At 59.0% G+C, this 26,062-nt stretch carries 23 protein-coding genes and 4 tRNA genes; 9 read left to right on the top strand and 18 right to left on the bottom strand.

Annotation, left to right across the window (positions count from 1 at the left end; all coding sequences use genetic code 11):
• Positions 1 to 217: 217 nt before the first annotated feature.
• The 4 genes from tuf (JNB88_RS04730) to rpsL form a co-directional block, all read right to left on the bottom strand.
• Positions 218 to 1,393: an elongation factor Tu gene (tuf, locus tag JNB88_RS04730; RefSeq protein ID WP_018857113.1), complete on the bottom strand. Its 1,176-nt coding sequence runs from the start codon at positions 1,391 to 1,393 to the stop codon at positions 218 to 220.
• 69 nt (positions 1,394 to 1,462) lie between these two features.
• Positions 1,463 to 3,562: an elongation factor G gene (gene fusA / locus JNB88_RS04725; RefSeq protein ID WP_220354479.1), complete on the bottom strand. Its 2,100-nt coding sequence runs from the start codon at positions 3,560 to 3,562 to the stop codon at positions 1,463 to 1,465.
• A 29-nt stretch (positions 3,563 to 3,591) separates the two neighbouring features.
• Positions 3,592 to 4,062 (bottom strand): 30S ribosomal protein S7, encoded by a 471-nt coding sequence (gene rpsG, locus JNB88_RS04720; protein ID WP_018860448.1) that lies wholly within the window; start codon positions 4,060 to 4,062, stop codon positions 3,592 to 3,594.
• A gap of 78 nt (positions 4,063 to 4,140) precedes the next feature.
• Positions 4,141 to 4,512, bottom strand: coding sequence for a 30S ribosomal protein S12 (gene rpsL, locus JNB88_RS04715; protein WP_003547537.1), 372 nt, complete (start codon positions 4,510 to 4,512; stop codon positions 4,141 to 4,143).
• Between the two features lie 484 nt (positions 4,513 to 4,996).
• Here rpsL and JNB88_RS04710 point away from each other — a divergent pair, with 484 nt between their 5' ends.
• Together JNB88_RS04710 and JNB88_RS04705 are read left to right on the top strand one after the other, a co-directional pair.
• Positions 4,997 to 5,290 carry a hypothetical protein gene (locus JNB88_RS04710; RefSeq protein ID WP_037138728.1) on the top strand — a complete coding sequence of 98 codons (294 nt, stop codon included), beginning with the start codon at positions 4,997 to 4,999 and terminating at the stop codon, positions 5,288 to 5,290.
• A gap of 6 nt (positions 5,291 to 5,296) precedes the next feature.
• Positions 5,297 to 5,725, top strand: coding sequence for an NUDIX hydrolase (locus JNB88_RS04705; RefSeq protein ID WP_220354478.1), 429 nt, complete (start codon positions 5,297 to 5,299; stop codon positions 5,723 to 5,725).
• Between the two features lie 92 nt (positions 5,726 to 5,817).
• Here the strand turns inward: JNB88_RS04705 and rpoC are convergent, their stop codons facing one another.
• The 11 genes from rpoC to tuf (JNB88_RS04650) form a co-directional block, all read right to left on the bottom strand.
• Complete coding sequence (rpoC, locus tag JNB88_RS04700) at positions 5,818 to 10,029, bottom strand: DNA-directed RNA polymerase subunit beta' (RefSeq protein ID WP_037138724.1); 4,212 nt, start codon at positions 10,027 to 10,029, stop codon at positions 5,818 to 5,820.
• A gap of 186 nt (positions 10,030 to 10,215) precedes the next feature.
• On the bottom strand, positions 10,216 to 14,355 hold the full coding sequence (gene rpoB / locus JNB88_RS04695; protein ID WP_220354477.1) for a DNA-directed RNA polymerase subunit beta: 4,140 nt from the start codon (positions 14,353 to 14,355) through the stop codon (positions 10,216 to 10,218).
• Positions 14,356 to 14,612: 257 nt separating this feature from the next.
• The gene (gene rplL, locus JNB88_RS04690; RefSeq protein WP_037138717.1) at positions 14,613 to 14,993 is read right to left on the bottom strand and encodes a 50S ribosomal protein L7/L12; all 381 of its coding nucleotides are present in this window, start codon (positions 14,991 to 14,993) and stop codon (positions 14,613 to 14,615) included.
• A 58-nt stretch (positions 14,994 to 15,051) separates the two neighbouring features.
• Positions 15,052 to 15,570 (bottom strand): 50S ribosomal protein L10, encoded by a 519-nt coding sequence (rplJ, locus tag JNB88_RS04685; RefSeq protein WP_016553543.1) that lies wholly within the window; start codon positions 15,568 to 15,570, stop codon positions 15,052 to 15,054.
• A 330-nt stretch (positions 15,571 to 15,900) separates the two neighbouring features.
• A complete protein-coding gene (rplA, locus tag JNB88_RS04680) occupies positions 15,901 to 16,599 on the bottom strand; it encodes a 50S ribosomal protein L1 (protein WP_037138711.1) in 699 nt (232 codons plus the stop codon).
• Positions 16,600 to 16,603: 4 nt separating this feature from the next.
• Positions 16,604 to 17,035: a 50S ribosomal protein L11 gene (gene rplK, locus JNB88_RS04675; RefSeq protein ID WP_113363767.1), complete on the bottom strand. Its 432-nt coding sequence runs from the start codon at positions 17,033 to 17,035 to the stop codon at positions 16,604 to 16,606.
• 168 nt (positions 17,036 to 17,203) lie between these two features.
• On the bottom strand, positions 17,204 to 17,734 hold the full coding sequence (gene nusG, locus JNB88_RS04670; protein ID WP_007531590.1) for a transcription termination/antitermination protein NusG: 531 nt from the start codon (positions 17,732 to 17,734) through the stop codon (positions 17,204 to 17,206).
• 17 nt (positions 17,735 to 17,751) lie between these two features.
• Positions 17,752 to 17,952 (bottom strand): preprotein translocase subunit SecE, encoded by a 201-nt coding sequence (secE, locus tag JNB88_RS04665; RefSeq protein ID WP_037138704.1) that lies wholly within the window; start codon positions 17,950 to 17,952, stop codon positions 17,752 to 17,754.
• 179 nt (positions 17,953 to 18,131) lie between these two features.
• Positions 18,132 to 18,207: transfer RNA gene (locus JNB88_RS04660), tRNA-Trp, on the bottom strand.
• Between the two features lie 139 nt (positions 18,208 to 18,346).
• Positions 18,347 to 19,240 (bottom strand): NAD-dependent epimerase/dehydratase family protein, encoded by an 894-nt coding sequence (locus JNB88_RS04655; protein ID WP_220354476.1) that lies wholly within the window; start codon positions 19,238 to 19,240, stop codon positions 18,347 to 18,349.
• Between the two features lie 167 nt (positions 19,241 to 19,407).
• Positions 19,408 to 20,583 carry an elongation factor Tu gene (gene tuf / locus JNB88_RS04650; protein ID WP_018857113.1) on the bottom strand — a complete coding sequence of 392 codons (1,176 nt, stop codon included), beginning with the start codon at positions 20,581 to 20,583 and terminating at the stop codon, positions 19,408 to 19,410.
• A gap of 264 nt (positions 20,584 to 20,847) precedes the next feature.
• On the opposite strand from tuf (JNB88_RS04650), the gene JNB88_RS04645 reads away from it, so the two are divergent.
• Positions 20,848 to 21,357, top strand: a complete 510-nt coding sequence (locus tag JNB88_RS04645) for a hypothetical protein (protein ID WP_220354475.1) — start codon at positions 20,848 to 20,850, stop codon at positions 21,355 to 21,357.
• Positions 21,358 to 21,412: 55 nt separating this feature from the next.
• On the opposite strand, the gene JNB88_RS04640 is transcribed toward JNB88_RS04645, so the two are convergent.
• Positions 21,413 to 21,486: transfer RNA gene (locus JNB88_RS04640), tRNA-Gly, on the bottom strand.
• Positions 21,487 to 21,512: 26 nt separating this feature from the next.
• Positions 21,513 to 21,597 (bottom strand) — tRNA-Tyr (locus tag JNB88_RS04635).
• Positions 21,598 to 21,800: 203 nt separating this feature from the next.
• Between JNB88_RS04635 and rlmB the strand changes: the two genes are divergently transcribed.
• The 6 genes from rlmB (at position 21,801) to JNB88_RS04610 (ending at position 24,836) form a co-directional block, all read left to right on the top strand.
• Positions 21,801 to 22,691: a 23S rRNA (guanosine(2251)-2'-O)-methyltransferase RlmB gene (gene rlmB, locus JNB88_RS04630; protein WP_037134774.1), complete on the top strand. Its 891-nt coding sequence runs from the start codon at positions 21,801 to 21,803 to the stop codon at positions 22,689 to 22,691.
• Between the two features lie 80 nt (positions 22,692 to 22,771).
• Positions 22,772 to 22,927, top strand: a complete 156-nt coding sequence (locus JNB88_RS04625; RefSeq protein WP_220354474.1) for a hypothetical protein — start codon at positions 22,772 to 22,774, stop codon at positions 22,925 to 22,927.
• A 70-nt stretch (positions 22,928 to 22,997) separates the two neighbouring features.
• Positions 22,998 to 23,126 (top strand): hypothetical protein, encoded by a 129-nt coding sequence (locus JNB88_RS34105; protein ID WP_262928062.1) that lies wholly within the window; start codon positions 22,998 to 23,000, stop codon positions 23,124 to 23,126.
• Between the two features lie 123 nt (positions 23,127 to 23,249).
• A tRNA-Thr gene (locus JNB88_RS04620) sits at positions 23,250 to 23,325 on the top strand.
• Between the two features lie 218 nt (positions 23,326 to 23,543).
• Positions 23,544 to 24,317: an NAD kinase gene (locus JNB88_RS04615; protein WP_220354473.1), complete on the top strand. Its 774-nt coding sequence runs from the start codon at positions 23,544 to 23,546 to the stop codon at positions 24,315 to 24,317.
• 3 nt (positions 24,318 to 24,320) lie between these two features.
• Positions 24,321 to 24,836 (top strand): hypothetical protein, encoded by a 516-nt coding sequence (locus JNB88_RS04610; RefSeq protein WP_220354472.1) that lies wholly within the window; start codon positions 24,321 to 24,323, stop codon positions 24,834 to 24,836.
• Positions 24,837 to 24,926: 90 nt separating this feature from the next.
• Here JNB88_RS04610 and prfB read toward each other — a convergent pair.
• Positions 24,927 to 26,058 (bottom strand): peptide chain release factor 2 gene (gene prfB / locus JNB88_RS04605; protein WP_220354471.1). Its coding sequence is split into 2 segments (ribosomal slippage): positions 24,927 to 25,988 and positions 25,990 to 26,058, totalling 1,131 coding nucleotides; the frame shifts between segments, so codons are not numbered across the junction.
• Positions 26,059 to 26,062: the final 4 nt, after the last annotated feature.

Below are 26,062 nucleotides of genomic sequence, written 5' to 3'. Positions count from 1 at the left end.
GGAGGCTGCGGGTAACCGAGCCCCTATCCAGTCTTCAGGCCTTCCGGCCCACCTTATTGTTTGTTGTAGTCACCCGCTTCGATAAACGAAACAGGGCGCAAACAGCGCTCGCGCGCCATGTGCAACATTTTCTTGTAATAAGCAAGCGGCCAAAGCCACTTGCTTCATAATATTGTCATCGAAGCGGCCACCCCTCTCGAGGCGGCCGTTGCGAAGCTTACTCGACGATCGAGGCGACGATGCCTGCGCCGACGGTACGGCCGCCTTCGCGGATAGCGAAGCGCAGCTTTTCTTCCATCGCGATCGGAACGATCAGCTCGACGTCAACCGTGACGTTGTCGCCAGGCATAACCATTTCCGTGCCTTCCGGCAGGGTGACGATGCCCGTAACGTCCGTCGTGCGGAAGTAGAACTGCGGACGGTAGTTCGTGAAGAACGGCGTATGACGGCCGCCTTCTTCCTTCGTCAGGATGTAGGCTTCGGCCTTGAACTTCTTGTGCGGCTTGACAGAGCCCGGCTTGCACAGGATCTGACCACGCTCGACGCCGTCACGGTTAACACCGCGAACCAGTGCGCCGATGTTGTCGCCAGCCTGGCCCTGGTCGAGCAGCTTGCGGAACATTTCAACGCCGGTAACCGTCGTCTTCGAGGTCGGGCGGATGCCGACGATTTCGACTTCTTCGCCAACCTTGACGATACCACGCTCGACGCGGCCGGTCACAACCGTACCACGGCCCGAGATCGAGAACACGTCTTCGATCGGCATCAGGAACGGCTGGTCGATCGGACGCTCAGGCGTCGGGATGTAGGCGTCAACAGCGGCCATCAGCTCGCGGATCGCGTCTTCGCCGATCTTCTTGTCCGAGTCTTCCAGAGCAGCAAGAGCCGAGCCCTTGATGACCGGAATGTCGTCGCCCGGGAAGTCGTAGGACGACAGAAGTTCGCGAACTTCGAGCTCGACGAGTTCGAGAAGCTCGGCGTCGTCAACCTGGTCGACCTTGTTGAGGAACACGACGATCGCCGGAACGCCAACCTGGCGAGCGAGCAGGATGTGCTCGCGGGTCTGCGGCATCGGGCCGTCAGCTGCCGAGCAAACCAGGATCGCGCCGTCCATCTGTGCGGCACCGGTGATCATGTTCTTGACGTAGTCGGCGTGGCCGGGGCAGTCAACGTGGGCATAGTGACGGTTCGGGGTCTCGTACTCGACGTGCGCCGTCGAGATGGTGATGCCGCGTGCCTTTTCTTCCGGCGCAGCGTCGATCTGGTCGTACGCCTTGAACTCGCCGAAGTACTTCGTGATCGCTGCCGTCAGAGACGTCTTGCCGTGGTCAACGTGGCCGATCGTGCCGATGTTAACGTGCGGCTTGTTGCGCTCAAACTTACTCTTTGCCATGTTGGCTCTCCACTCTTTTAAGGTCCCGTGAGGGATCTAATTCTTGTTATCGGTCAATTGGTATTCCGGTCACTTCTGACCGGAATACTTTGCCTGGATTTCCGTTGCGACGTTCGACGGGACCGGCGCGTAGTGATCGAAGGTCATCGTGTACTGAGCACGGCCCTGCGACATGGAGCGCAGGTTATCGACGTACTTGAACATGTTCGCCAGCGGAACGTTGGCGGCGATGACGACGGCGATACCACGGCTCTCCTGGCCCTGGATCTGGCCACGGCGAGAGTTCAGGTCGCCGATAACGTCGCCGACGTAGTCCTCAGGCGTTACAACTTCGACCTTCATCATCGGCTCGAGGAGCTGCGCACCGGCCTTCTTGGCTGCTTCACGGAAGCAAGCACGCGAGGCGATTTCGAACGCCAGAACCGACGAGTCGACGTCGTGGAAGGCACCGTCGATGAGCGTCGCCTTGACGCCGAGCATCGGGAAGCCAGCCAGCGGACCGGAGGACAGAACGCTTTCGATACCCTTCTGAACGCCCGGGATGTATTCCTTCGGAACAGCACCACCGACGATCTTGGATTCGAACTTGAAGTCTTCGCCTTCCGGGTTCGGTTCGAAGACGATCTTGACGCGCGCGAACTGACCGGTACCACCGGACTGCTTCTTGTGCGTGTAGTCTTCTTCGTGCTGGCGCGTGATGGTTTCGCGGTAAGCAACCTGCGGAGCACCGACGTTGGCTTCAACCTTGAACTCGCGACGCATACGGTCAACGATGATGTCGAGGTGAAGTTCGCCCATGCCGGCGATGATCGTCTGGCCGGATTCCTGGTCGGTCTTCACGCGGAAGGACGGATCTTCAGCAGCCAGGCGGTTGAGCGCGAGGCCCATCTTTTCCTGGTCGCCCTTGGACTTCGGCTCGATCGCGATCTGGATGACCGGCTCGGGGAATTCCATGCGCTCGAGAATAACAGGCTTCAGCGGATCGCAGAGCGTGTCACCCGTGGTGGTTTCTTTGAGGCCGGCGAGAGCAACGATGTCGCCTGCGAAGGCTTCTTCGATGTCTTCACGTGAGTTCGAGTGCATCTGCAGCATACGCCCGACGCGCTCGCGCTTGTCCTTGACCGTGTTCAGAACCGACGAGCCCTTTTCGAGCTTGCCCGAGTAGATGCGTGCGAAGGTCAGCGAACCGACGAAGGGGTCGTTCATGATCTTGAATGCGAGCATGGAAAGCGGCTCGGCATCGTCAGCATGACGCTCGATTTCGGCTTCGGTCTTGAAGTCGATACCCTTGATCGCCGGAATGTCGAGCGGCGACGGCAGGTAGTCGACAACCGCGTCGAGGAGCGGCTGAACGCCCTTGTTCTTGAAGGCGGTGCCGCAGAACATCGGGTGGAACTTGACGTCGATCGTGCCGCGACGGACGAGCGCGCGGATCTGATCGTTGTCGGGCATGGTACCTTCGAGGTAGGCTTCCATCGCGGCTTCGTCGATCTCGACAACGGTCTCGATCAGCTTTTCGCGATATTCTTCAGCCTTGGCCTTCAGGTCTTCCGGGATTTCGACGACGTCCCACTGGGCGCCGAGCGATTCATCGCGCCAGACGAGAGCGTTCATCTCGATCAGGTCGACAACGCCCTTGAACTCGGTTTCTGCGCCGATCGGCAGCTGCATGACAACAGCCGTTGCGCCGAGACGGGTCTTGATCATCTCAACCGAGCGGTAGAAGTCCGCGCCGGTCTTGTCCATCTTGTTGCAGAAGATCATGCGCGGAACGTTGTACTTCTCAGCCTGACGCCAGACGGTTTCCGTCTGCGGCTCTACGCCTGCGTTGGCATCGAGAAGAGCAATAGCACCGTCGAGAACGCGCAGCGAACGCTCGACTTCGATCGTGAAGTCGACGTGGCCGGGGGTGTCGATGATGTTGAAGCGGCGGGTCTTGCCGTCACGGCCCTTCCAGAAGGTCGTGGTTGCAGCGGAGGTGATCGTGATGCCACGCTCCTGCTCCTGCTCCATCCAGTCCATCGTGGCCGCGCCATCGTGCACTTCGCCGATCTTGTGCGACTTGCCGGTGTAGTAAAGGATACGCTCAGTTGTCGTCGTCTTGCCGGCGTCGATGTGCGCCATGATACCGAAATTTCGGTAGTCTTCGATTTTATATTCGCGAGCCATTGTGGACTGCCTTTCGAACCCGTTCGGGATTACCAGCGATAATGCGAGAACGCACGGTTGGCGTCAGCCATCTTGTGCGTGTCTTCGCGCTTCTTGACCGCGGAACCACGGTTGTTGGATGCATCGAGAAGCTCGCCCGACAGTCGGTCGATCATGGTCGTTTCGTTGCGCTTGCGCGCAGCAGCGATCAGCCAGCGGATGGCCAGGGCCTGACGGCGCTCCGGACGAACGTCAACCGGAACCTGATAGGTTGCACCACCAACACGGCGCGAACGGACTTCAACGTGCGGAGCAACGTTGTCCAGCGCCTGATGGAACACGCCGAGCGGCTCCTGCTTGGACTTGCCCTGTACGGAGTCAAATGCGCCGTAGACAATGCTTTCAGCGACGGACTTCTTGCCGTCAAGCATGATTGCATTCATGAACTTGGTAACAACCAGATCGCCGAACTTCGGATCCGGGTTGATCTCGCGCTTTTCTGCTCTGTGACGTCTAGACATACTTCTCGTCTCTTCAATTGTTAAAGGCGCCCTACCACGCGGAGGACCTCGCGCAGCGCCGGGAATTTCAAAACCGAATTACTTCGGACGCTTCGCACCGTACTTCGAACGGCGCTGCTTGCGGTTCTTGACACCCTGGGTATCGAGAACGCCGCGGATGATGTGGTAGCGAACACCCGGAAGGTCCTTAACGCGGCCGCCACGGATCATGACGACAGAGTGTTCCTGAAGGTTGTGACCTTCACCGGGGATGTAGCCGATGACTTCGAAGCCATTGGTCAGACGGATCTTGGCAACCTTACGGAGAGCCGAGTTCGGCTTCTTCGGGGTCGTCGTGTAGACGCGGGTGCAAACGCCGCGCTTCTGTGGGTTTTCCTGCAGCGCAGGAACCTTATTACGCTTTACGTTCGCCTGACGCGGCTTGCGGATAAGCTGGTTTACGGTAGGCATTCAACCATCCCTTACGTTTATATCTCAATCCCTTGCGGGCGTAACTCGCGCCGTCTCCGGCAGGACCACACGCTTGTCTCAATGCGCAAAACGTGGCCCGATCCGCTTTCGCAGATGGACCACTGAGAGCAGAGGACGCAAAAGACATGCGTCATGCGTGCAGGCATCATATCTTCAACGTGCGTTTCGAACCTTGTTTGAGGTGATCTCCGGGGCGCGTCGCCCCGAATGGCCATGCCTCACATGGGTCCGGATGGCGCGGGTACTACTGGTTTCCCGTCGTCTCGTCAAGGCCGTTAAGAAATAAACTTCGGCGAAACGCCTTGAAACCGGGGCCTTACGCGCTCTTTTGGGCCTTCTAGGCGAATTCACCGCCCGCCGACAAGATAAACTTGGGCATTGCAACAAAAGCCGCTATGGAATCACTGATTGCAGACGCTAAGCGCATAAAAACAGATTCAAATCTCGAATCGAAGGACATCCGATGATCACCTCCCCCGACAACGACAACAATTCCGAAGGCCCAATGGTCTTCATCATCATCGGCAAGGGCTATGAGTCCGACGACAGCGACGGCGTCGACCTCCACATCATGCTCAAGGCAGCCGATGACGACAGCGCGGTACGCGAAGCCCTCAACGCGCTGGCCGAAGAAGGTTTTATCGAGGCGGACCTCGACCAGATCGGCATGCTGACCGAGGTGCCGGAAGAGGAGCCACACGCTTCTGCCTATCAGGGCGCCGTCGACGGCGAAGTCGCGATCATTCGCTTCAGCTGAGGCCCGATGACGCCGGATGCGCTCAAGGTGCTGATCTATGCCACCTGGCGCGACCGGCTACTGGTTTTCGATGAGCCCGACTTTCCGGAGGTCGAGCTGCAGGTTCCGGGCGGCACGGTGGAGATCGGGGAAGATATCGCTGCCGCAGCACTTCCGGAGTTCTCGGAAGAGACCGGGATCCAGCCTGCAACTCCCCTTGCCGCGCTTGCCGTCCAAGATTATCGCTTTTCCAAAGACGGGGCCGAGGTCCACCATCGGCGACACTATTTTCACATTCCGCTTGGAGGTGACCAGCCGGACACATGGCTGCATCGGGAGATGACGCCCTTCGACGGCGGAGGTCCAATCCTGTTCCGCTTCTTCTGGCTCGGCTTTGACGACGCCTGCAAGCGGCTCGGTTATGGCATGGAGCACGGGTTACCGCTGCTCCGCTAAGCCCTCTTGTTCACCTTGGCAAAAGTGTGCTCAAATAAAAACCGCCCGGATCGCTCCGGGCGGTTTTTCAATTCTTGCAACCAAGCTGCCGATTATTCGGCAGCCGGTGCGCTTTCGCCCGCGAGATCCTGCAGCATTGGCGTAGCGACATCGGCGCCCGTACCCTTGCGGCGCTCTTCGAGGATCATCTCGTCGCGCGACGTAGCAATACGGCGGATCTGGGTCATCGTGCCACCGGTACCCGCCGGGATCAGGCGACCGACGATGACGTTTTCCTTCAGACCCTGCAGGCCGTCGGTCTTGCCGGCGATCGCGGCTTCCGTGAGAACCTTTGTGGTTTCCTGGAACGAAGCAGCCGAGATGAACGACGGAGTCTGCAGCGACGCCTTGGTGATACCGAGCAGAACCGGATCGCCGTAGGCAGGCTTCTTGCCCTGTTCGATCAGCGCATCGTTGACGTCTTCGAGCTCGATACGGTCGACGTTGTCGCCGACGATATAGGTCGAGTCGCCAGCATCGGTGATTTCCACCTTCTGCAGCATCTGACGAACAATCACTTCGATGTGCTTGTCGTTGATGACAACGCCCTGCAAGCGGTAGACTTCCTGGATTTCGTTGACCAGGTACGAAGCGAGTGCTTCGACGCCCTTGATCGCCAGGATGTCGTGCGGAGCCGGGTTACCGTCGAGGATGTAGTCACCCTTTTCGATGTAGTCGCCTTCCTGAAGGTGGAAGGGCTTGCCCTTCGGGATCAGGTATTCGACAGGCTCGACACCGTCTTCCGCCGGCTCGATAATGACGCGACGCTTGTTCTTGTAGTCGCGGCCGAGGCGGATCGTACCATCGATCTCAGCGATGATGGCGTGGTCCTTCGGACGACGAGCTTCGAACAGTTCGGCAACACGCGGCAGACCACCGGTGATGTCCTTGGTCTTGGCGCTTTCCAGCGGCGAACGTGCAAGCACGTCACCCTGGGAAACCTTCTGACCAGGCTCGACCGACAGGATCGCGTCGACCGACAGCTGGAAGCGTGCATCTGCGCCGCGTGGCAGCTTAACGACGTTGCCGCTGGCATCGAGGATAACGATCGCCGGCTTGAGGTCCGAACCGCGTGGGGTCGAACGCCAGTCGATAACCTGACGCTTGGTGATGCCCGTGGATTCGTCGGTCGCTTCGAGAACCGAGAGACCGTCGATGACGTCTTCGAACTGAACGGTACCGGCCACTTCCGTCATCATCGGACGGGTGTAGGGGTCCCACTCTGCCAGACGCTGACCGCGCTTGACCTTGTCGCCTTCGTCGACGTGCAGCTTCGAACCGTAGGCAACGCGCTGCGAGGAGCGCTCGACACCACGCTCGTCCAGGATCTGGACGGTCATGTTGCGGCCCATGGCAACGAGAACGTTCTCCGAGTTGCGCAGAACGTTGCGGTTCTTGATCTGGATCGTACCTTCGTACGAGGCTTCCAGGAACGACTGGTCGACCACGTTTGCCGTACCACCAAGGTGGAACGTACGCATGGTGAGCTGCGTGCCCGGCTCGCCGATTGACTGAGCTGCGATAACGCCGACTGCTTCGCCCATGTTAACAGGCGTACCGCGTGCAAGATCGCGGCCATAGCAGACCGAGCAAACGCCGGTCTGAACTTCGCAGGTCAGAGCCGAACGAATGCGGATCGACTGGATGCCAGCCTTTTCGATCTCAATGACATCGGGCTCAAGGATCATCTTGCCAGCGTCGACGAGACGCTCGCCGGTGACCGGATGATCGATATCATCAAGAGCCGTACGGCCGAGAATACGTGCGCCGAGCGAGGCAACGACCTGACCGGCATCGACGATGGCGGTCATGGTGAGGCCCTTGTCGGTGCCGCAATCCACGAGGTTGACGATGCAGTCCTGCGCGACGTCGACGAGACGACGGGTCAGGTAACCGGAGTTAGCCGTCTTCAGAGCCGTGTCTGCGAGACCCTTACGGGCACCGTGGGTCGAGTTGAAGTACTCGTTGACGGTCAGACCTTCCTTGAAGTTCGACGTGATCGGCGTTTCGATGATTTCGCCCGACGGCTTGGCCATGAGGCCGCGCATGCCGCCCAGCTGGCGCATCTGGTTCGGAGAACCACGGGCACCCGAGTGCGACATCATGTAGATCGCGTTCATCGGCTTCTGACGACCGGTGTTCGGGTCGAACTCGACGGCCTTAATGCGGGCCATCATGTCCTCGGCGACCTTCTCGGTGGCCTTGCCCCAGGCGTCAACGACCTTGTTGTACTTCTCGCCCTGAGTGATCAGGCCGTCGTTGTACTGCTGCTCGTATTCCTTGACCAGGTTTTCGGTGTCGCCAACGATCTTCGCCTTGGTTTCCGGGATGACCATGTCGTCCTTACCGAACGAGATGCCAGCGCGGCAGGCATGGGCAAAGCCAAGCTGCATGATGCGGTCGCAGAAAATGACCGTGTCCTTCTGGCCGCAATGACGGTAGACCGTATCGATCATCTTGGAGATGTTCTTCTTGGTCATTTCCTGGTTGCAGACGTCGAAGGTCACCTTGCCGTTCTTCGGCAGGAGTTCGCCGATGAGCAGGCGGCCCGGAGTCGTTTCGTAGATCTTCGAGTACGGCTTGCCGTCCTCGCCGATCGACTTGAAGCGGCCGCGGATCTTCGTGTGCAGCGTCACGACCTTGGTCTCGAGCGCATGGTGCAGTTCGCCGAGGTCGGAGAAGGCCATGCCTTCGCCCGGCTCGTTCTGGTTCATGATCGCGAGGTAGTACAGGCCGAGAACCATGTCCTGCGACGGAACGATGATCGGTGCACCGTTTGCAGGGTGCAGGATGTTGTTCGTCGACATCATCAGGACGCGGGCTTCGAGCTGGGCTTCGAGCGACAGCGGCACGTGAACGGCCATCTGGTCACCGTCGAAGTCGGCGTTAAAGGCCGTGCAGACGAGCGGGTGCAGCTGGATGGCCTTGCCTTCAACCAGGGTAGGTTCGAAGGCCTGGATGCCCAGGCGGTGCAGCGTCGGTGCGCGGTTCAGGAGAACCGGATGCTCGCGGATGACCTCGTCGAGGATATCCCAAACCTCAGGCTTTTCCTTTTCCACCAGCTTCTTGGCCTGCTTGACGGTCGAGGAGTAACCCTTGGCGTCGAGGCGGGCGTAGATGAACGGCTTGAAGAGCTCGAGCGCCATCTTCTTCGGAAGACCGCACTGGTGCAGCTTCAGTTCCGGACCGGTCACGATGACCGAACGGCCGGAATAGTCGACGCGCTTGCCGAGCAGGTTCTGGCGGAAGCGGCCCTGCTTGCCCTTGAGCATGTCGGACAGCGACTTCAGCGGACGCTTGTTGGCGCCGGTGATGACGCGGCCACGACGGCCGTTGTCGAACAGCGCGTCCACAGATTCCTGCAGCATGCGCTTTTCGTTGCGGATGATGATACCAGGAGCGCGCAGTTCGATCAGGCGCTTCAGACGGTTGTTACGGTTGATGACGCGGCGATAGAGATCGTTCAGGTCAGACGTCGCGAAACGGCCGCCATCGAGCGGAACCAGCGGGCGCAGGTCCGGCGGGATGACCGGAACGACCTTCATGATCATCCATTCCGGACGGTTGCCTGATTCCATGAAGTTCTCGACGATCTTCAGGCGCTTCATCAGCTTCTTCTGCTTGAGGTCCGACGTCGTGTCGGCAAGCTCGGAGCGCAGATCGCCAGCGATCTTCTCGAGGTTCATCGAGGCCAGCATCTCGTAGATGGCTTCAGCACCGATCATGGCGGTGAACTGGTCTTCGCCGTACTCGTCGACGGCGAGCATGTACTCTTCTTCCGAGAGGAGCTGGTGCTCCTTGAGAGCCGTGAGGCCCGGCTCGGTGACGATGTAGTTTTCGAAGTAGAGAACGCGCTCGACATCCTTCAGCGTCATGTCGAGCAGCGTCGAGATGCGTGAAGGCAGCGACTTCAGGAACCAAATGTGGGCAACGGGAGCAGCGAGCTCGATATGGCCCATACGCTCACGACGAACGCGCGACAGCGTGACTTCAACGCCGCACTTTTCGCAGATGATGCCCTTGTACTTCATGCGCTTGTACTTGCCGCACAGGCACTCGTAGTCCTTGATCGGCCCGAAGATGCGCGCGCAGAAGAGACCGTCGCGTTCCGGCTTGAACGTACGGTAGTTGATGGTCTCCGGCTTCTTGATCTCACCGTAGGACCAGGAAAGAATCTTCTCCGGAGAAGCAATCGAAATCCGGATGGAATCGAAGTTCTGTGCAGGCACCTGCGGATTGAAAAGATTCATGACCTCTTGGTTCATGCCTGTCTCCTTCATGGGCGGATGCGCCCTTATCTTGCATGGACAGCGGCAAATCCCGGGAGCCGCGCCAACGCTCAAAACGACAATAACCGCAGAATGCGGCGAAATCGTCCCTGCCCGGCCGACACATACGGGGCCAGAGCGGGAACGGTGTGCGCTGCATGACAGCGCACACCCTATCAGGGGTTACTCGGCAGCGTCCGGCAACTGGCTGGCCTGCTGCTCCTCGACCTTCGAATTCTCGAGTTCGACGGAGAGACCCAGCGAGCGCATTTCCTTGACGAGAACGTTGAAGCTTTCGGGAATACCGGCTTCGAACGTATCGTCGCCACGGACGATGGCTTCGTAGACCTTGGTGCGGCCGGCGACGTCGTCCGACTTGACCGTAAGCATTTCCTGCAGCGTGTAGGCTGCACCGTATGCTTCCAGAGCCCAGACTTCCATTTCGCCGAAGCGCTGACCGCCGAACTGCGCCTTGCCGCCCAGCGGCTGCTGGGTAACGAGCGAGTAAGGACCGATCGAACGGGCGTGGATCTTGTCGTCGACCAGGTGGTTCAGCTTCAGCATGTAGATGTAGCCAACCGTGACCTGACGGTCGAACTGCTCGCCGGTACGGCCGTCGTACAGCGTCGACTGACCGCTTTCCTTGAGACCAGCCAGAGCCAGCATCTCGTTGACGTCACCCTCATGCGCACCGTCGAAGACCGGCGTTGCAATCGAAACACCACGCTTCCACTGGTCAGCCAGACGCAGGACCGAGTCATCGTCGAAATCCTTGACCTGTTCGGCCTTCGGACCGTCACCGACAACGTCGCCGATCGTCTTGCGCAGAGGCTCGATGTTGCCGCTCGCCTTGTAGGCTTCCAGCATATCGCCGATCTGACGGCCCATGCCGGCGCAAGCCCAGCCGAGGTGCGTCTCGAGGATCTGACCAACGTTCATGCGCGAAGGCACGCCCAGCGGGTTCAGAACGACGTCGACGTGCGTGCCATCTTCCAGGAACGGCATGTCTTCGACCGGAACGATACGCGAGACAACACCCTTGTTGCCGTGACGGCCGGCCATCTTGTCGCCTGGCTGGATCTTGCGCTTAACAGCAACGAAGACCTTGACCATCTTCATGACGCCCGGAGGCATTTCGTCGCCGCGCTGGACCTTCTCGACCTTATCCATGAAGCGCTGCTCAAGGCGCGACTTGGATTCGTCGTACTGGCCACGCAGAGCTTCGAGTTCGCCCTGGACCTTTTCGTCTTCGACGGCAAACATCCACCACTGCGAGCGGGGATATTCGGAAACGACGTTGTTCGCCAGTTCCGTGCCCTTCTTGAAGCCCTTCGGGCCGGCAATCGCGACCTGGCCGCGCAGCATGTCGACCAGACGGCCGTAGACGTTACGGTCGAGGATCGCCTGTTCGTCGTCACGGTCCTTCGCAAGACGCTCGATCTCTTCGCGCTCGATGGCCATCGCGCGCTCGTCCTTCTCAACGCCGTGGCGATTGAAGACGCGCACTTCGACGATCGTGCCGTAGGTGCCGGGCGGCATACGCATGGACGTATCGCGAACGTCGGAAGCCTTTTCACCGAAGATGGCGCGCAGGAGCTTTTCTTCCGGCGTCATGGGGCTCTCGCCCTTCGGCGTGATCTTGCCAACGAGGATGTCGCCAGGAGCGACTTCGGCGCCGATGTAGACGATGCCGGCTTCGTCGAGGTTCTTCAGCGCCTCTTCCGAAACGTTCGGAATGTCGCGCGTGATTTCTTCCGGACCAAGCTTGGTGTCACGGGCCATCACTTCGAACTCTTCGATGTGGATGGAGGTGAACACGTCGTCGGCAACGATACGCTCGGAGAGCAGGATCGAGTCTTCGTAGTTGTAGCCGTTCCACGGCATGAACGCGACGAGCGCGTTGCGGCCAAGAGCGAGATCGCCCAGGTCCGTCGAAGGGCCGTCGGCGAGGATGTCGCCGCGGTTGACAACGTCACCGACGGTGACCAGCGGACGCTGGTTGACGCAGGTGTTCTGGTTCGAACGCTGGAACTTCTGCAGGCGGTAGATATCGACGCCGGACTTGCCAGCTTCGAGGTCTTCCGTCGCACGGATAACGATACGCGTCGCGTCGACCTGGTCGACCACACCGCCACGGCGAGCGCCGATAGCAGCACCGGAGTCGCGAGCAACGACCGGCTCCATGCCGGTGCCAACGAACGGAGCTTCAGCACGCAGCAGCGGCACGGCCTGACGCTGCATGTTCGAGCCCATGAGAGCGCGGTTGGCGTCGTCGTTTTCCAGGAACGGGATGAGAGCGGCAGCAACCGAAACGACCTGCTTCGGCGAAACGTCCATCAGGTTCATGCTGTCGCGCGGAGCGAGCATAACTTCGCCGGCATGACGGCAAACGACGAATTCGTCGGTGAAGGAGCCGTCGGAGCCAAGCTCGGCGTTCGCCTGAGCGACGTAGTACTTCGCCTCTTCCATGGCGGAGAGGTAAAGAACGTCGTTCGTCACCTTGCCGTCAACGATACGGCGGTACGGCGATTCAATGAAGCCGTACTTGTTGACGCGCGCGAAGGTCGCGAGGCTGTTGATCAGACCGATGTTCGGTCCCTCAGGCGTTTCGATCGGGCAAATGCGGCCGTAGTGGGTCGGATGAACGTCGCGGACTTCAAAGCCTGCGCGCTCGCGAGTCAGACCACCCGGGCCTAGAGCCGAAAGACGGCGCTTGTGGGTGATTTCCGAAAGCGGGTTCACCTGGTCCATGAACTGCGACAGCTGCGAGGAGCCGAAGAATTCGCGAACGGCAGCAGCGGCCGGCTTGGCGTTGATCAGGTCCTGCGGCATGACCGTGTCGATTTCGATCGAGGACATACGTTCCTTGATCGCACGCTCCATGCGGAGCAGGCCGAGACGGTACTGGTTTTCCATCAATTCGCCGACAGAGCGAACACGACGGTTGCCGAGGTTGTCGATGTCGTCGATTTCGCCCTTGCCGTCGCGCAGTTCGACCAGCATCTTGACCACGGCCAGGATGTCGTCCTTGCGCAGGATGCGGACGGTGTCTTCAACGTCGAGGTCAAGGCGCATGTTCATCTTGACGCGGCCAACGGCAGAGAGGTCGTAGCGCTCCGCATCGAAGAACAGCGAGTTGAACATGGCTTCAGCCGAGTCCATCGTCGGCGGTTCGCCCGGACGCATGACACGGTAGATGTCGAACAGAGCGTCCTGACGGTTCTCGTTCTTGTCTGCGGTCAGCGTGTTGCGGATATAGGCGCCGACGTTGATATGGTCGATGCCGAGAACCGGGATCTCGTCGAAACCGTTCTGCAGGATAACAGGGAGGGTCTTTTCGTCGATCTCGTCGCCGGCCTCGAGGTAGATTTCACCCGTCGAGTAGTTGACGATGTCTTCAGCAAGATAATTGCCGTACAGGTCCTCGTCGGTTGCCTTCAGAGCCTTGAGGCCCTTGTCAGCAAGCTGGCGGAGCAGACGCGGCGTCAGCTTCTTGCCGGCTTCGACAACGACTTCGCCGGTGTCGGCGTCAACCATCTCGGTGATTGCCTTGGCACCCTTGAGGGTCTCGGGCTTGAACGGAATACGCCAGCCATCGCCATCGCGCTGGTAGTCGGACTTCGTGTAGAAGGTCGACAGGATTTCTTCGCCGTCCATGCCAAGCGCCATCAGCAGCGAGGTCACGGGGATCTTGCGGCGACGGTCGATACGGGCATAGACGATGTCCTTGGCGTCGAACTCGATGTCGAGCCAGGAACCGCGATACGGGATCACGCGGGCAGCGAAAAGCAGCTTGCCGGAAGAGTGGCTCTTGCCCTTGTCGTGGTCGAAGAACACGCCCGGCGAACGGTGCATCTGAGACACGATAACGCGCTCGGTGCCGTTCACGATGAACGTACCGTTGTTGGTCATGAGCGGCATGTCGCCCATGTAAACCGACTGTTCCTTGATGTCCTTGATGGACTTCGCGCCCGTATCCTCATCGATATCGAACACGATCAGACGAAGCGTCACCTTCAGCGGCGCGGCGTAGGTCAGGTCGCGCTGGCGGCATTCATCGACGTCGAACTTCGGCGGCTCGAACTCGTAGGACACGAATTCCAGCATCGAAGCGCCGGAGAAATCCGTGATCGGGAAAACGGACTTGAAAACTGCCTGAAGGCCCTCGTCAGGGCGACCGCCCTTGGGCTCTTCAACCATCAGGAATTGATCATACGATGCCTTCTGAACCTCGATGAGGTTCGGCATTTCTGCGACTTCTGGGATCTTACCGAAAAACTTGCGTACGCGCCTACGACCATTGAACGAAAGGGTCTGAGCCATCGTCGCTCCTTCAAAATTGCATCCGGGCCTGCAACGGACGGGAACCGATGGCCAGTCGACCCCGTCAATCAATGAGTAGTTCAATCTCGTCTCACTTCCCGAAATGCGAGGCCGGATTGCCTTCGCGTCTCGGTTCGAGACCATCCTCTTGAAGAACCCATTACCCAAAAGCCCTTTTCACGTGGCTTTTGGGTAATTCGTTCAACGAAACGACAAATGGGAGGCGGGAAACCCCACCTCCCAGATGTAGTTCAAGATTACTTAACGTCGACCTTAGCGCCGGCGTCTTCAAGCTTCTTCTTGATGTCAGCAGCTTCAGCCTTGGAAACGGCTTCCTTGACAGCCTTCGGAGCGCCTTCGACGAGGTCCTTGGCTTCCTTGAGGCCGAGGCCGGTGATGCCACGAACTTCCTTGATGACGTTGATCTTGTTAGCGCCGGCATCCGTGAGGATGACGTCGAACTCGGTCTTTTCTTCTTCAGCAGCAGCAGCAGCGCCTGCACCGCCAGCAACAGCAGCAACAGCTACCGGAGCAGCAGCGGAAACGCCCCACTTTTCTTCGAGAAGCTTGGACAGTTCTGCAGCTTCCAGAACGGTCAGCGAGGAGAGGTCTTCAACGATCTTTGCGAGATCAGCCATGTTATCAGTTCCTTTTGTTCGGTTCGAACCGGTGTTTTATAAACAGCAAAAAACCGCCTTATGCGGCTTCGTCCTTCTTGGCGTAAGCCGAGAACACGCGAGCAAGCTGGCTTGCCGGTGCTGCAACAACGCCTGCGATGCGGGTAGCCGGCGTCTGGATCATGCCCAGCAGCTTCGCGCGCAGTTCGTCCAACGAAGGCAGGGTCGCAAGCGACTTGACTGCATCAGCGTTGAGCGTCGTTGTTCCCATGGCGCCGCCCAAAACAACGATCTTATCGTTGGTCTTGGCGAAATCCACGACGACTTTCGGAGCGGTGATCGGGTCATTGCTGTATGCAATGAGCGTCTGACCGGTGAAGAGACCAGAGATCCCTTCCGCTTCCGTACCCTGAAGGGCGATTTTGGCCAGGCGGTTCTTCGCGACTTTGACGGTACCGCCAGCTGCGCGCATCTTGGAACGGAAGTCGTTCATCTGCGCGACTGTAGCACCAGCATAGTGGGCCACGACAACCGAGCCCGAAGCCTTGAAGACTTCGTTCAGTTCCGTGACGAATTCGCGTTTTTCCGCTCTTTCCACTGCCTATCTCCAGTTGGCAGGACCTTTTTACGGGGCCTACCGGGTTGCCTTTTGCCTCCTGGGATCAAAAGAGATCCCAAGCGACGCTTGAGGATCCTGTCCCCTCGCGCTTCGCGCCAAAGAAAGGCCGAAGGCACAAGGCATCCAAGGCTCGAACCAAATTCCTAGAAGCAGTACTTCATGCAATTCGGGTCTTACCCGTCTCATGCAGGCCAAGTGATTAAGGGAAAACCACCTGCAATCTCGGACAGGATTCCGGATTTCTCCGGAATACTCCGGCCCCTTTCGAGGCCGGAATTCTTTTAGCCGGGCCGAGGCCCGGCAAATTCATTAAGCGGCCGGAGCCGTAACGGACGACGGGTCGATCTTGACGCCCGGACCCATGGTCGAAGAGATTGCTACGCGCTTGACGTAGTTGCCCTTCGCACCTGCCGGCTTCGCCTTGATGACGGCATCAGCGAAGGCACGGATGTTCTCTTCCAGAGCCTTAGCATCGAAGGATGCCTTACCAACGCCAGCGTGAACGATACCAGCCTTTTCGACGCGGAACTCGACAGCGCCGCCCTTGGATGCCTTGACGGCACCAGCGACGTCCATCGTAACCGTACCAACCTTCGGGTTCGGCATCATGCCACGCGGGCCGAGAACCTTACCGAGGCGACCGACGAGCGGCATCATGTCCGGAGTCGCGATGCAGCGATCGAAATCGATCTTGCCGCCCTGGACGATTTCAACGAGCTCTTCAGCACCGACGATATCTGCGCCAGCTGCCTTGGCTTCATCAGCCTTGACGCCACGAGCAAAGACAGCAACGCGAACGTCGCGGCCGGTGCCGTTCGGCAGGTTGACAACGCCGCGGACCATCTGGTCAGCGTGACGCGGGTCAACGCCGAGGTTCATGGCGACTTCGATGGTTTCATCGAACTTCGCGACCGCACGTTCCTTGACCATGCCGATAGCAAGGTTCAGAGCGTAGAGCTTTGTGGGATCAACACCTTCGTTGATCTTCTTGGTGCGCTTGCCAGCCATGGTCTTATCCTACCACTTCCAGGCCCATGGCGCGGGCAGAGCCCTCGATCATCGCCATTGCACCTTCGATATCCGCTGCGTTCAGATCCTTCATCTTGGCTTCTGCGATCGTCTTGATCTGAGCCTTGGTGAGCTTGCCGGCGACGGCACCCTTGCCAGGCGTCTTCGAACCGGAAGTGATCTTCGCTTCCTTCTTCAGCCAGTAGCTAACCGGCGGCTGCTTCATGGCGAAGGTGAAGGACTTGTCCTGGTAGTAGGTGATGACGACCGGGATCGGCATACCCTTTTCCATTTCCTGCGTAGCGGCGTTGAACGCCTTGCAGAATTCCATGATGTTAATGCCACGCTGACCAAGCGCCGGGCCGATTGGCGGGGACGGGTTCGCCGATCCTGCCTTGACCTGAAGCTTGAGCTGGCCTGCAACTTTCTTAGCCATATCTCTCTGCCTTTCATTGATGGCCGGTTACCCGACCAAGATGCCGGATCACTCCGGCGGCTGCGGTTGCGTGGTTCGGATCCCGGGCCCGGCTAAGGCCCCTCACCTTCCACGCGGTTCGCGGCTTTCGCCGCAAGGAAGCAAGTCAACACCGACTTACTTCCAGACTCAGACCTTCTCGACCTGAGCGTATTCCAGTTCGACCGGCGTAGCGCGGCCAAAGATCGACACCTCAACCTTCAGTCGCGAACGCTCTTCGTCCACATCCTGAACCGTGCCGTTGAACGAAGCGAACGGACCATCGGAAACACGGACCTGCTCGCCGATCTCGAAGGTAACGGAAGCCTTCGGCCGCTCGACACCTTCCTGAACCTGACCGAGGATACGCTCGGCCTCATGGTCCGGAATCGGAACGGGCTTGTTGTCGGAGCCGAGAAAGCCAGTGACCTTCGGCGTGTTCTTGATCAGGTGGTAGGCTTCGTCCGTCAGGTTTGCACGAACGAGAACGTAGCCCGGGAAGAACTTGCGCTCGGAATCGACCTTGCGGCCGCGACGCACCTCAACCACCTTTTCGGTCGGAACGAGAATCTTTTCGAACAAATGCTCGAGGCCCTTCTGGCGAGCCTTATTCTCGATGTCTTCCGCGACCTTCTTCTCAAAATTCGAATACGCGTGGACGATGTACCAACGTGCCGCCATGTTACCACTCCACCCGATCAATTGCCGACGTTGAGCACGTAGCTCAGAAGCCAGCCAATGAGCTGGTCAGCGGCAAAAAAGAACAGCGCGGCAAAGATCACCATTACAAGCACCATGACCGTCGAGATCATCGTCTCGCGGCGCGACGGCCAGGTAACTTTCGACGTCTCGGAGCGAACCTGCTGTAGAAACGCAAACGGATTGGATTTGGATGCCATCGACTGCCCACGCAATTACGGCGCGTAAAGCTGAACATATCAGCCCCACGCACCGCGTGTCTGTTGAACCCTACATAAACACCGATTCCCAATTTCACAAGAGGGAAACCGAAGTTTAACGAAATTAGCCCTTCCGCCCGAACCGCTGCGAGATATCCGCGCCGCTCGTTCAAGAAAGATGGCAGGGGCAGAGGGGCTCGAACCCACGACCTGCGGTTTTGGAGACCGCCGCTCTACCAACTGAGCTATACCCCTTTACGCTTTACATTCAGCTTCTTGACCGATCGGCCACGAAGCGTGATTGCAAGCATGGCGCTCCTTTAAGGCGGCAGCGCAGGATTGGCAAGTGCGTTTTTCTATTTTTCCAATCCTGCATCGCCACCGAGGCGCAGGATCAGACGTTTACGTATTTGCGCCAGTCATGTTCCTCCCTGAAACCGAGGACTTCGCGGATCTTCCGATTGGAAAGAAGTCCCTCGTACTCCCCGATTTCGCGCGTGAACGGCACATCCGGATAGAATCGCTTGGCAAGTTCCCTCGAAGGCGTATTGGCTGACACGGTATTGTTCGCCGCGTTGAAAACCTGGTACCCCAAGCCATCCTTCTCGATGCAGAGATGGCAGATCTGCCCCAGGTCGCGGGCATCGATATAGCTCCACGCGATTCGCTTGCGCATTTCAGGATTGGCGAAGTAGGTCGGGAACCTCTCGTATTCGTGCGGCTCGATGACGTTGCCGATGCGCAGCGCGTAAATGTCGAAACCTGACCGCTCTGCAAAGGCGCGCGCCGTCTTCTCGTTCACGACCTTGGAGAGACCGTAGGAATCCATTGGGTTGACGTCGTAGTCCTCTTCCAGCGGAAAGTGATGGAAGTCACGATGACCTTCCGCGAAGCAGACACCGTATGTCGTCTCACTGGAGGCGACGATGATCTTGCGGATGCCGAGCTTCACGGCCGCCTCTATGACGTTGTAGGTGCCCATCGTGTTGATGCGGAAGGTCTCGTTGTCAGGCTTGATAAGAATGCGCGGGATGGCGGCAAAATGCACAACGGCATCAAAGGGCTGGACGCCTCTGCCCGCATCGAGATCGGGAAAGTCCCTGTGCATCGAAAGCGCATTGAAGATCTGACCGCTGTCAGTGATATCGGCGATCAGGTTCGTCACACCTGGGCTATCAAGGGGCACCAGATCAACGTTGTGAACCTCGTAGCCGGCGTTGACCAGCCACGGCACCGTATGGCGTCCTGCTTTGCCCGAACCGCCCGTGAAGAGAATACGCTTTTTCATGATGTCCTCCGCATATGAAACCGGAGCGATAGATAAAGGCTTTGCAACCAAGCGCAAGTCCACCAAGAACACAGCGCTGTCACCGCTCGGCGACACAGCATCAAAAGTGCGCAAAGAAAAGCCCCGCTGTTTCCAGCGGGGCTTCTTAAATCCGGATAATCCGAAGATTACTCGACGATTGAGGCGACGATGCCTGCGCCGACGGTACGGCCGCCTTCGCGGATAGCGAAGCGCAGCTTTTCTTCCATCGCGATCGGAACGATCAGCTCGACGTCAACCGTGACGTTGTCGCCAGGCATGACCATTTCCGTGCCTTCCGGCAGGGTGACGATGCCCGTAACGTCCGTCGTGCGGAAGTAGAACTGCGGACGGTAGTTCGTGAAGAACGGCGTATGACGGCCGCCTTCTTCCTTCGTCAGGATGTAGGCTTCGGCCTTGAACTTCTTGTGCGGCTTGACAGAGCCCGGCTTGCACAGGATCTGACCACGCTCGACGCCGTCACGGTTAACACCGCGAACGAGAGCGCCGATGTTGTCGCCAGCCTGGCCCTGGTCGAGCAGCTTGCGGAACATTTCAACGCCGGTAACCGTCGTCTTCGAAGTCGGGCGGATGCCGACGATTTCGACTTCTTCGCCAACCTTGACGATACCACGCTCGACGCGGCCGGTCACAACCGTACCACGGCCCGAGATCGAGAACACGTCTTCGATCGGCATCAGGAACGGCTGGTCGATCGGACGCTCAGGCGTCGGGATGTAGGCGTCAACAGCAGCCATCAGCTCGCGGATCGCGTCTTCGCCGATCTTCTTGTCAGAGTCTTCCAGAGCAGCAAGAGCCGAGCCCTTGATGACCGGAATGTCGTCGCCCGGGAAGTCGTAGGACGACAGAAGTTCGCGAACTTCCAGCTCGACGAGCTCGAGAAGCTCGGCGTCGTCAACCTGGTCAACCTTGTTGAGGAACACGACGATGGCAGGAACGCCAACCTGGCGAGCGAGCAGGATGTGCTCGCGGGTCTGCGGCATCGGGCCGTCAGCGGCAGAGCAAACCAGGATCGCGCCGTCCATCTGTGCGGCACCGGTGATCATGTTCTTGACGTAGTCGGCGTGGCCGGGGCAGTCAACGTGGGCATAGTGGCGGTTCGGGGTCTCATACTCGACGTGTGCCGTCGAGATGGTGATGCCGCGGGCCTTTTCTTCCGGCGCAGCGTCGATCTGATCGTACGCCTTGAACTCGCCGAAGTACTTCGTGATCGCTGCCGTCAGAGACGTCTTGCCGTGGTCAACGTGGCCGATCGTGCCGATGTTAACGTGCGGCTTGTTGCGCTCAAACTTACTCTTTGCCATTTGAATGCTTCCTGTGAACGAAATGGATGACCCCGGCGAACCGGTTTAGTGCCGCCGTTTAAGGCTTTCGGGGAAATTGCGCAAGACCTAATTGCGGACGGTATTCCTTGCCTGCGGGCGCATATGGGAAGGAAGTGCCCGATCGGCAATATCGACCGTAGATGGCAGCAACGATATATTCGCGACCAACGGGCGCACGACAGGCCAAGGATATGATACTACTTCGTTTGTTGCTCTCACACGGAAGCACTTGGAGATGAAGCAATGGAACCGAAGGAAATTGCAAAACGCTCTGCAGGCAACTTTCTCATCTTTGCCGCCTGCGCATTCATATTGTGGATTCTTGCCGCCTCGATCGACTGGGTCGCACAGATAGTGCGCCTCTCTTCGCCCGAGCGCCTTCCCGCGCTGGCGACATCGATCGTCAGTTCCTCGACGCTTCAGGCGATCGTCGCGATCTGGCTGCTGACCGCCGCGTTCGCGATCGCTTTCCCGAAGATGCTAACGCCGCTTTCGGCCACGACGACGCTGATGTTCGACGTCGGATACGGCATTCTGGGTGCCCTCACCGGCTTTGGCATTGCGATTGGCCTCTTCGGAGGTGGCTGGTCGATCCTGCTGCGCGCCGTAATCTACAGTGCCCTCATCGCCATCGGCTTCATTGCCGTTCGAACATGGCTGTCGAGAGACGACCTCAGCGTCTATGGACAGCGGCGATGGACAATCGCCGGCATCATCGCGCTGGCCTCGCCTTTTGTGCTTTTGTGGGGTTAATTGAACCCTCAACAAAGCACGTCACGCAAGACGATCATCAAAATTTCTGGAAAGTTGGAGCGGGTAGCGGGAATCGAACCCGCGTATTCAGCTTGGAAGGCTGCTGCTCTACCATTGAGCTATACCCGCGGGGTGGTATCCGATCCGATGACGAATGGTGGAGAGAGTTGGATTTGAACCAACGTAGGCTGAGCCAACGGATTTACAGTCCGTCCCCTTTAACCACTCGGGCATCTCTCCAGTCTTTCGTCCGGATCGTGAGACCAAGCTCGAGACCTTCGAAGCGTTGCCGCCCCTCGGTCTGCGCCGCGTATATGACCGGACGATTTCCGCATGTCAACACGATGACGATGGAAAAAATGTGAAAAATTTCATCGACCGTGGAAAGCCGGGCTCCTGAAAGAAATCCTATGCGTGAGGAAGCACCCTCGCTATAAAGCCGCATGAGCAAAGACAACAAATCCGGTGGCAAGCCCACCAGCGACAAGTCCGCCAAGGATACGCATTACGCAACCCTGCGCCGCGCGCATCGCGACAGCAAGCGCGAACGTGGCGAGATTCCGACGCCACCACCGCAGAAGCGCCGACGCGGCGCCGAGGACTGGAAGCCTCCCACACTCGCACCCGAACAGGTCTACCTCTACGGCTTGCACACGGTTCGTGCGGCCCTCGACAACAGGGAGCGCAAGAACGTCAAGCTGTCGGTGACGCAGAACGCGCTTGCCCGCCTCGAGATCGAGGCCGATTCGCTGGGCATTCCGGTCGAAATCGTCGCTCCGCACGACATCGACAAGATCCTTGGCCCGGACGCGATCCACCAAGGCGTCATGCTGGAAACACGGCCCCTGCCCGTCCGTCGACTGGAAGCGCTGAAGGACAGCCCTCTGCTGCTCGTGCTCGACCAGGTGACCGATCCACACAATGTCGGCGCCATCATGCGTTCGGCCGTCGCCTTCAACGCCGGGGCGGTCATCACCACCCAGCGTCACAGCCCCACCGAATCAGGAGTACTCGCGAAATCGGCCTCCGGCGCGCTGGAACTGATCCCCTATATCCAGATCACCAATCTCGCCGACGCGCTTGGTGAACTCCACAAACTCGGCTTCTTCACGATCGGTCTTGATTCGGAAGGCCCGGCTCCGCTCGAGGGTACTTTCTCAGGGGACAAGGTGGCGCTGGTGCTGGGCTCCGAGGGCAAGGGGCTACGTCAGAAGACGCGCGAGACCGTCAGCGCACTTGCACGGCTCGACATGCCGGGCGAGATCAAGTCGCTCAACGTTTCCAACGCGGCAGCGATTGCTCTCTATGCGGCAAGGTTACATCTGAAGGTCTGATCAGGTGGGGATGGATCACAGGCGACGCTCGAGTGCCCTGGTCCATCCTCATCCGCAGACACAGGAGGAACGTATCCAGTATGGCCATCCGCCCCCTCATTGTTGGCACGCTCTTCGTCGGCCTATTCGTCGCCCTTATCGTCAGCATCGCCTGGATCGACAAGTCGCAGCCAACGCACGAACCCGTTCCCTTGGCGCCCGCCCCTGAACGCCCTATTCCAACTCCCACCCAATAGACCTCCTGCTGCAGCTGGAACCGAGGGTCGCCCCGCGCGTTTGCCTCGCACGATTCTCAAGGAGAGAAACATGCGGGTGATGATTGCTGTCATTGTTGTCATGGTTGCCTCGGTGCTCAGCATCACGATCATGTCGTCATCAGGAGCCGTCGCGAGTGGTGACGCCCTGCAGGCCAGCATACGGCAACCCCAGAACTAACAGCCGCGAAAGTTGTGCGCGCGCTTAGACGGCACGCTCCCTCGTGAAGACCGAGCCAACGAATTGAAGATCGTGCCGATTTCTTCTTTACAGGACGTCAGAATCTGGTACTTGGCAGGCGTCGCCCTTGTAGCTCAGTTGGTAGAGCACCTGATTTGTAATCAGGGGGTCGCGGGTTCGAACCCTGCCGGGGGCACCATTCTTCCTCTTTCGACAGAACTCAGCTGGTGTCGCATCGTCGGCGCGACTACGCTTGCAAGATCAGGCCCGACCTCCGGCGGCCAGGCAACGCACAATTACCGCTGTTTTGCCGTTCACTTCAGCGAGCGCGCTATACGCACTTGACAAAATCGGCTTTTGTTGGCGCCTAGACGCCACGACTGTGTCAGCGTTCGTTGAATTCGACAAAGGAATTGCATGGGCCGTTCATTTCAGACGCTTTCCTTCCTTGCCTCTTCGGCGACCGAGGCGCTGGCGGCGCGGGAAGAGCTGATTCGCATTTACGGCGACGTACCTCCTGCGAATGCCGACGTCATAGTCGCCCTTGGTGGTGACGGTTTCATGCTGCAAACGCTGCACAGCACGATGAATACCGGCAAGCTCGTCTACGGTATGAATCGCGGCTCCATCGGCTTCCTCATGAACGACTATCGAACGGAAGACCTGCAGGATCGCATCTGCGCGGCGGTCGAGAACGCTTTTCATCCATTGCAGATGACAACCGCGAACGCGGACGGAACGAATTCGGCAGCACTTGCCATCAATGAAGTCTCATTGTTCCGACAATCCTACCAGGCCGCCAAACTAAGGGTCGAGGTGGATGGCGTTGTGCGCCTCGACGAGCTCATCTGCGATGGTCTGATGGTAGCGACGCCGGCGGGTTCGACGGCTTATAACCTTTCCGCCCATGGTCCCATCCTGCCGCTTGACGCCCCGCTGCTGGCGATGACGCCTGTCAGTGCGTTTCGGCCACGGCGTTGGCGCGGCGCGCTTCTGCCAAACAAGGTGACAGTCGACATTCACATTCTTGAAGCCGAGAAGCGGCCCGTCAACGCGGTTGCCGACAACACAGAAGTGAAATCAGTGCTCCACATTCGCATCGCCCAGTCCGAACACACGACCGCGCGTATCCTCTCGGATCCGGACAGGTCGTGGTCCGATCGGATCCTTGCCGAGCAATTCGAGGACTGAGGCATGATCGAGCGACGTATGGCTCTGTGCGCAGCCTTCTTTGCCGCGTCCGCCCTCACCCCTCACATCGCGGCGGCGGAGGACCCGGTCCTGCCGGCCTCGATCATATTTGCCACCAGCACCGGCTACTGGGAAGACGACGACACCGCGCCCGCTGTTCAGCGCGCTCCCTCGGTATCCTCAACCTCCGCGCTGGCGCAGTCCGCGGCGAAATCTCGTCATGGCTACTACAAGCTGTTTGCAGTCCGGCAGGCCGATCGTACAGCGAAAATCTATCTGCAACGGATCGCCCAGGACGACGAGGGACCGACCATCGCCTCGACCGTGGAACTGCAGGAACTCAACGATCTGAAGCCTTACGTGACCGATATACGGCCCGAAAGCTCATCCGGCAGGCTCAAGGAGCCAGGCCTTTTCGCAATGGTACACCTAAAGACCGACCCGGATGCGGAATCGGAAACCTGGACTGTCATCATCGACGAATTTGGTGACGTGACGGTTGGGAAGGCTAGCAACTAGGCCTGCCGTCACCAGCATCCTGTCCAACTGAAGTTTCGCCGGAATCAAAAAGGCCCCTCGCGGGGCCTTCCGATTCATACTGGCAATCGTTCACTCGACATCGTCCACGACAGCATCGGGCTTGCCGCTGATGCGGTGCGCGAGCGCTGCTTCCATGAACTCATTGAGTTCGCCATCGAGCACGTCGCCAGGAGCGGTGCTCGCCACGCCGGTTCGGAGGTCCTTCACCAACTGATACGGCTGCAGGACGTAGGAGCGGATCTGGTGGCCCCAGCCGATGTCGGTTTTCGACGCCGCTTCGGCGTTTGCCGCTTCCTCGCGCTTCTTCAGTTCCGCCTCGTACATGCGCGCACGCAGCATGTCCCAGGCCTTCGCGCGGTTCTTGTGCTGCGAGCGCTCCTGCTGGCAGGCGACCACGATGCCGGTTGGAATGTGCGTGATGCGGACGGCCGAGTCCGTTGTATTGACGTGCTGACCACCTGCGCCCGACGAGCGGTAGGTGTCGATGCGGCAATCGCTTTCGTTGATCTCGATGTTGATCGAGTCATCAACGACCGGATAGACCCAAATCGACGAGAAGGACGTGTGCCGGCGTGCGTTGCTGTCGTAAGGCGAGATACGAACAAGGCGGTGAACGCCTGATTCCGTCTTCAGCCAGCCATAGGCATTGTGGCCCTTGACGAGCAGAGTGGCAGACTTGATGCCGGCTTCTTCACCGTCGTGGACTTCGAGAAGCTCAACCTTGAACTTCGAACGCTCGGCCCAGCGCGTATACATGCGCAGCAGCATGTTGGCCCAATCCTGGCTTTCCGTACCGCCGGCGCCGGAGTGGACTTCGAGATAGGTGTCGTTGCTGTCGGCTTCGCCCGAAAGCATGGCTTCGACCTGACGGCGAGCAGCCTCAGCCTTCAGTCGCTTGAGGGCGTCTTCGGCATCCTTGACGACGCTCTCGTCGCCCTCTTCCTCGCCCATCTCGATGAGCTCGATATTGTCGGTCAGCTCTTGCTCGAGCTGCTTTACGCCATTGATGCCGTCATCCAGCTGTTGGCGTTCGCGCATCAGCTTCTGTGCTTCCTGCGCATCGTTCCAGAGGTTCGGATCCTCTGCCTTGTTGTTCAACCAGTCCAGTCGTCTTACCGCCTGGTCCCAGTCAAAGATGCCTCCTCAGCAGGGTGATAGCCTGCTTGGTTTCATCGACCACGTTCTGGATTTCCGCTCGCATTTTC

This window comes from Rhizobium cauense (assembly GCF_019511525.1).
GTDB classification, from domain to species: domain Bacteria; phylum Pseudomonadota; class Alphaproteobacteria; order Rhizobiales; family Rhizobiaceae; genus Rhizobium; species Rhizobium cauense.
Note: the sequence above shows the minus strand (reverse complement) of the source record. Positions and strands in the feature narration are given on the sequence as shown.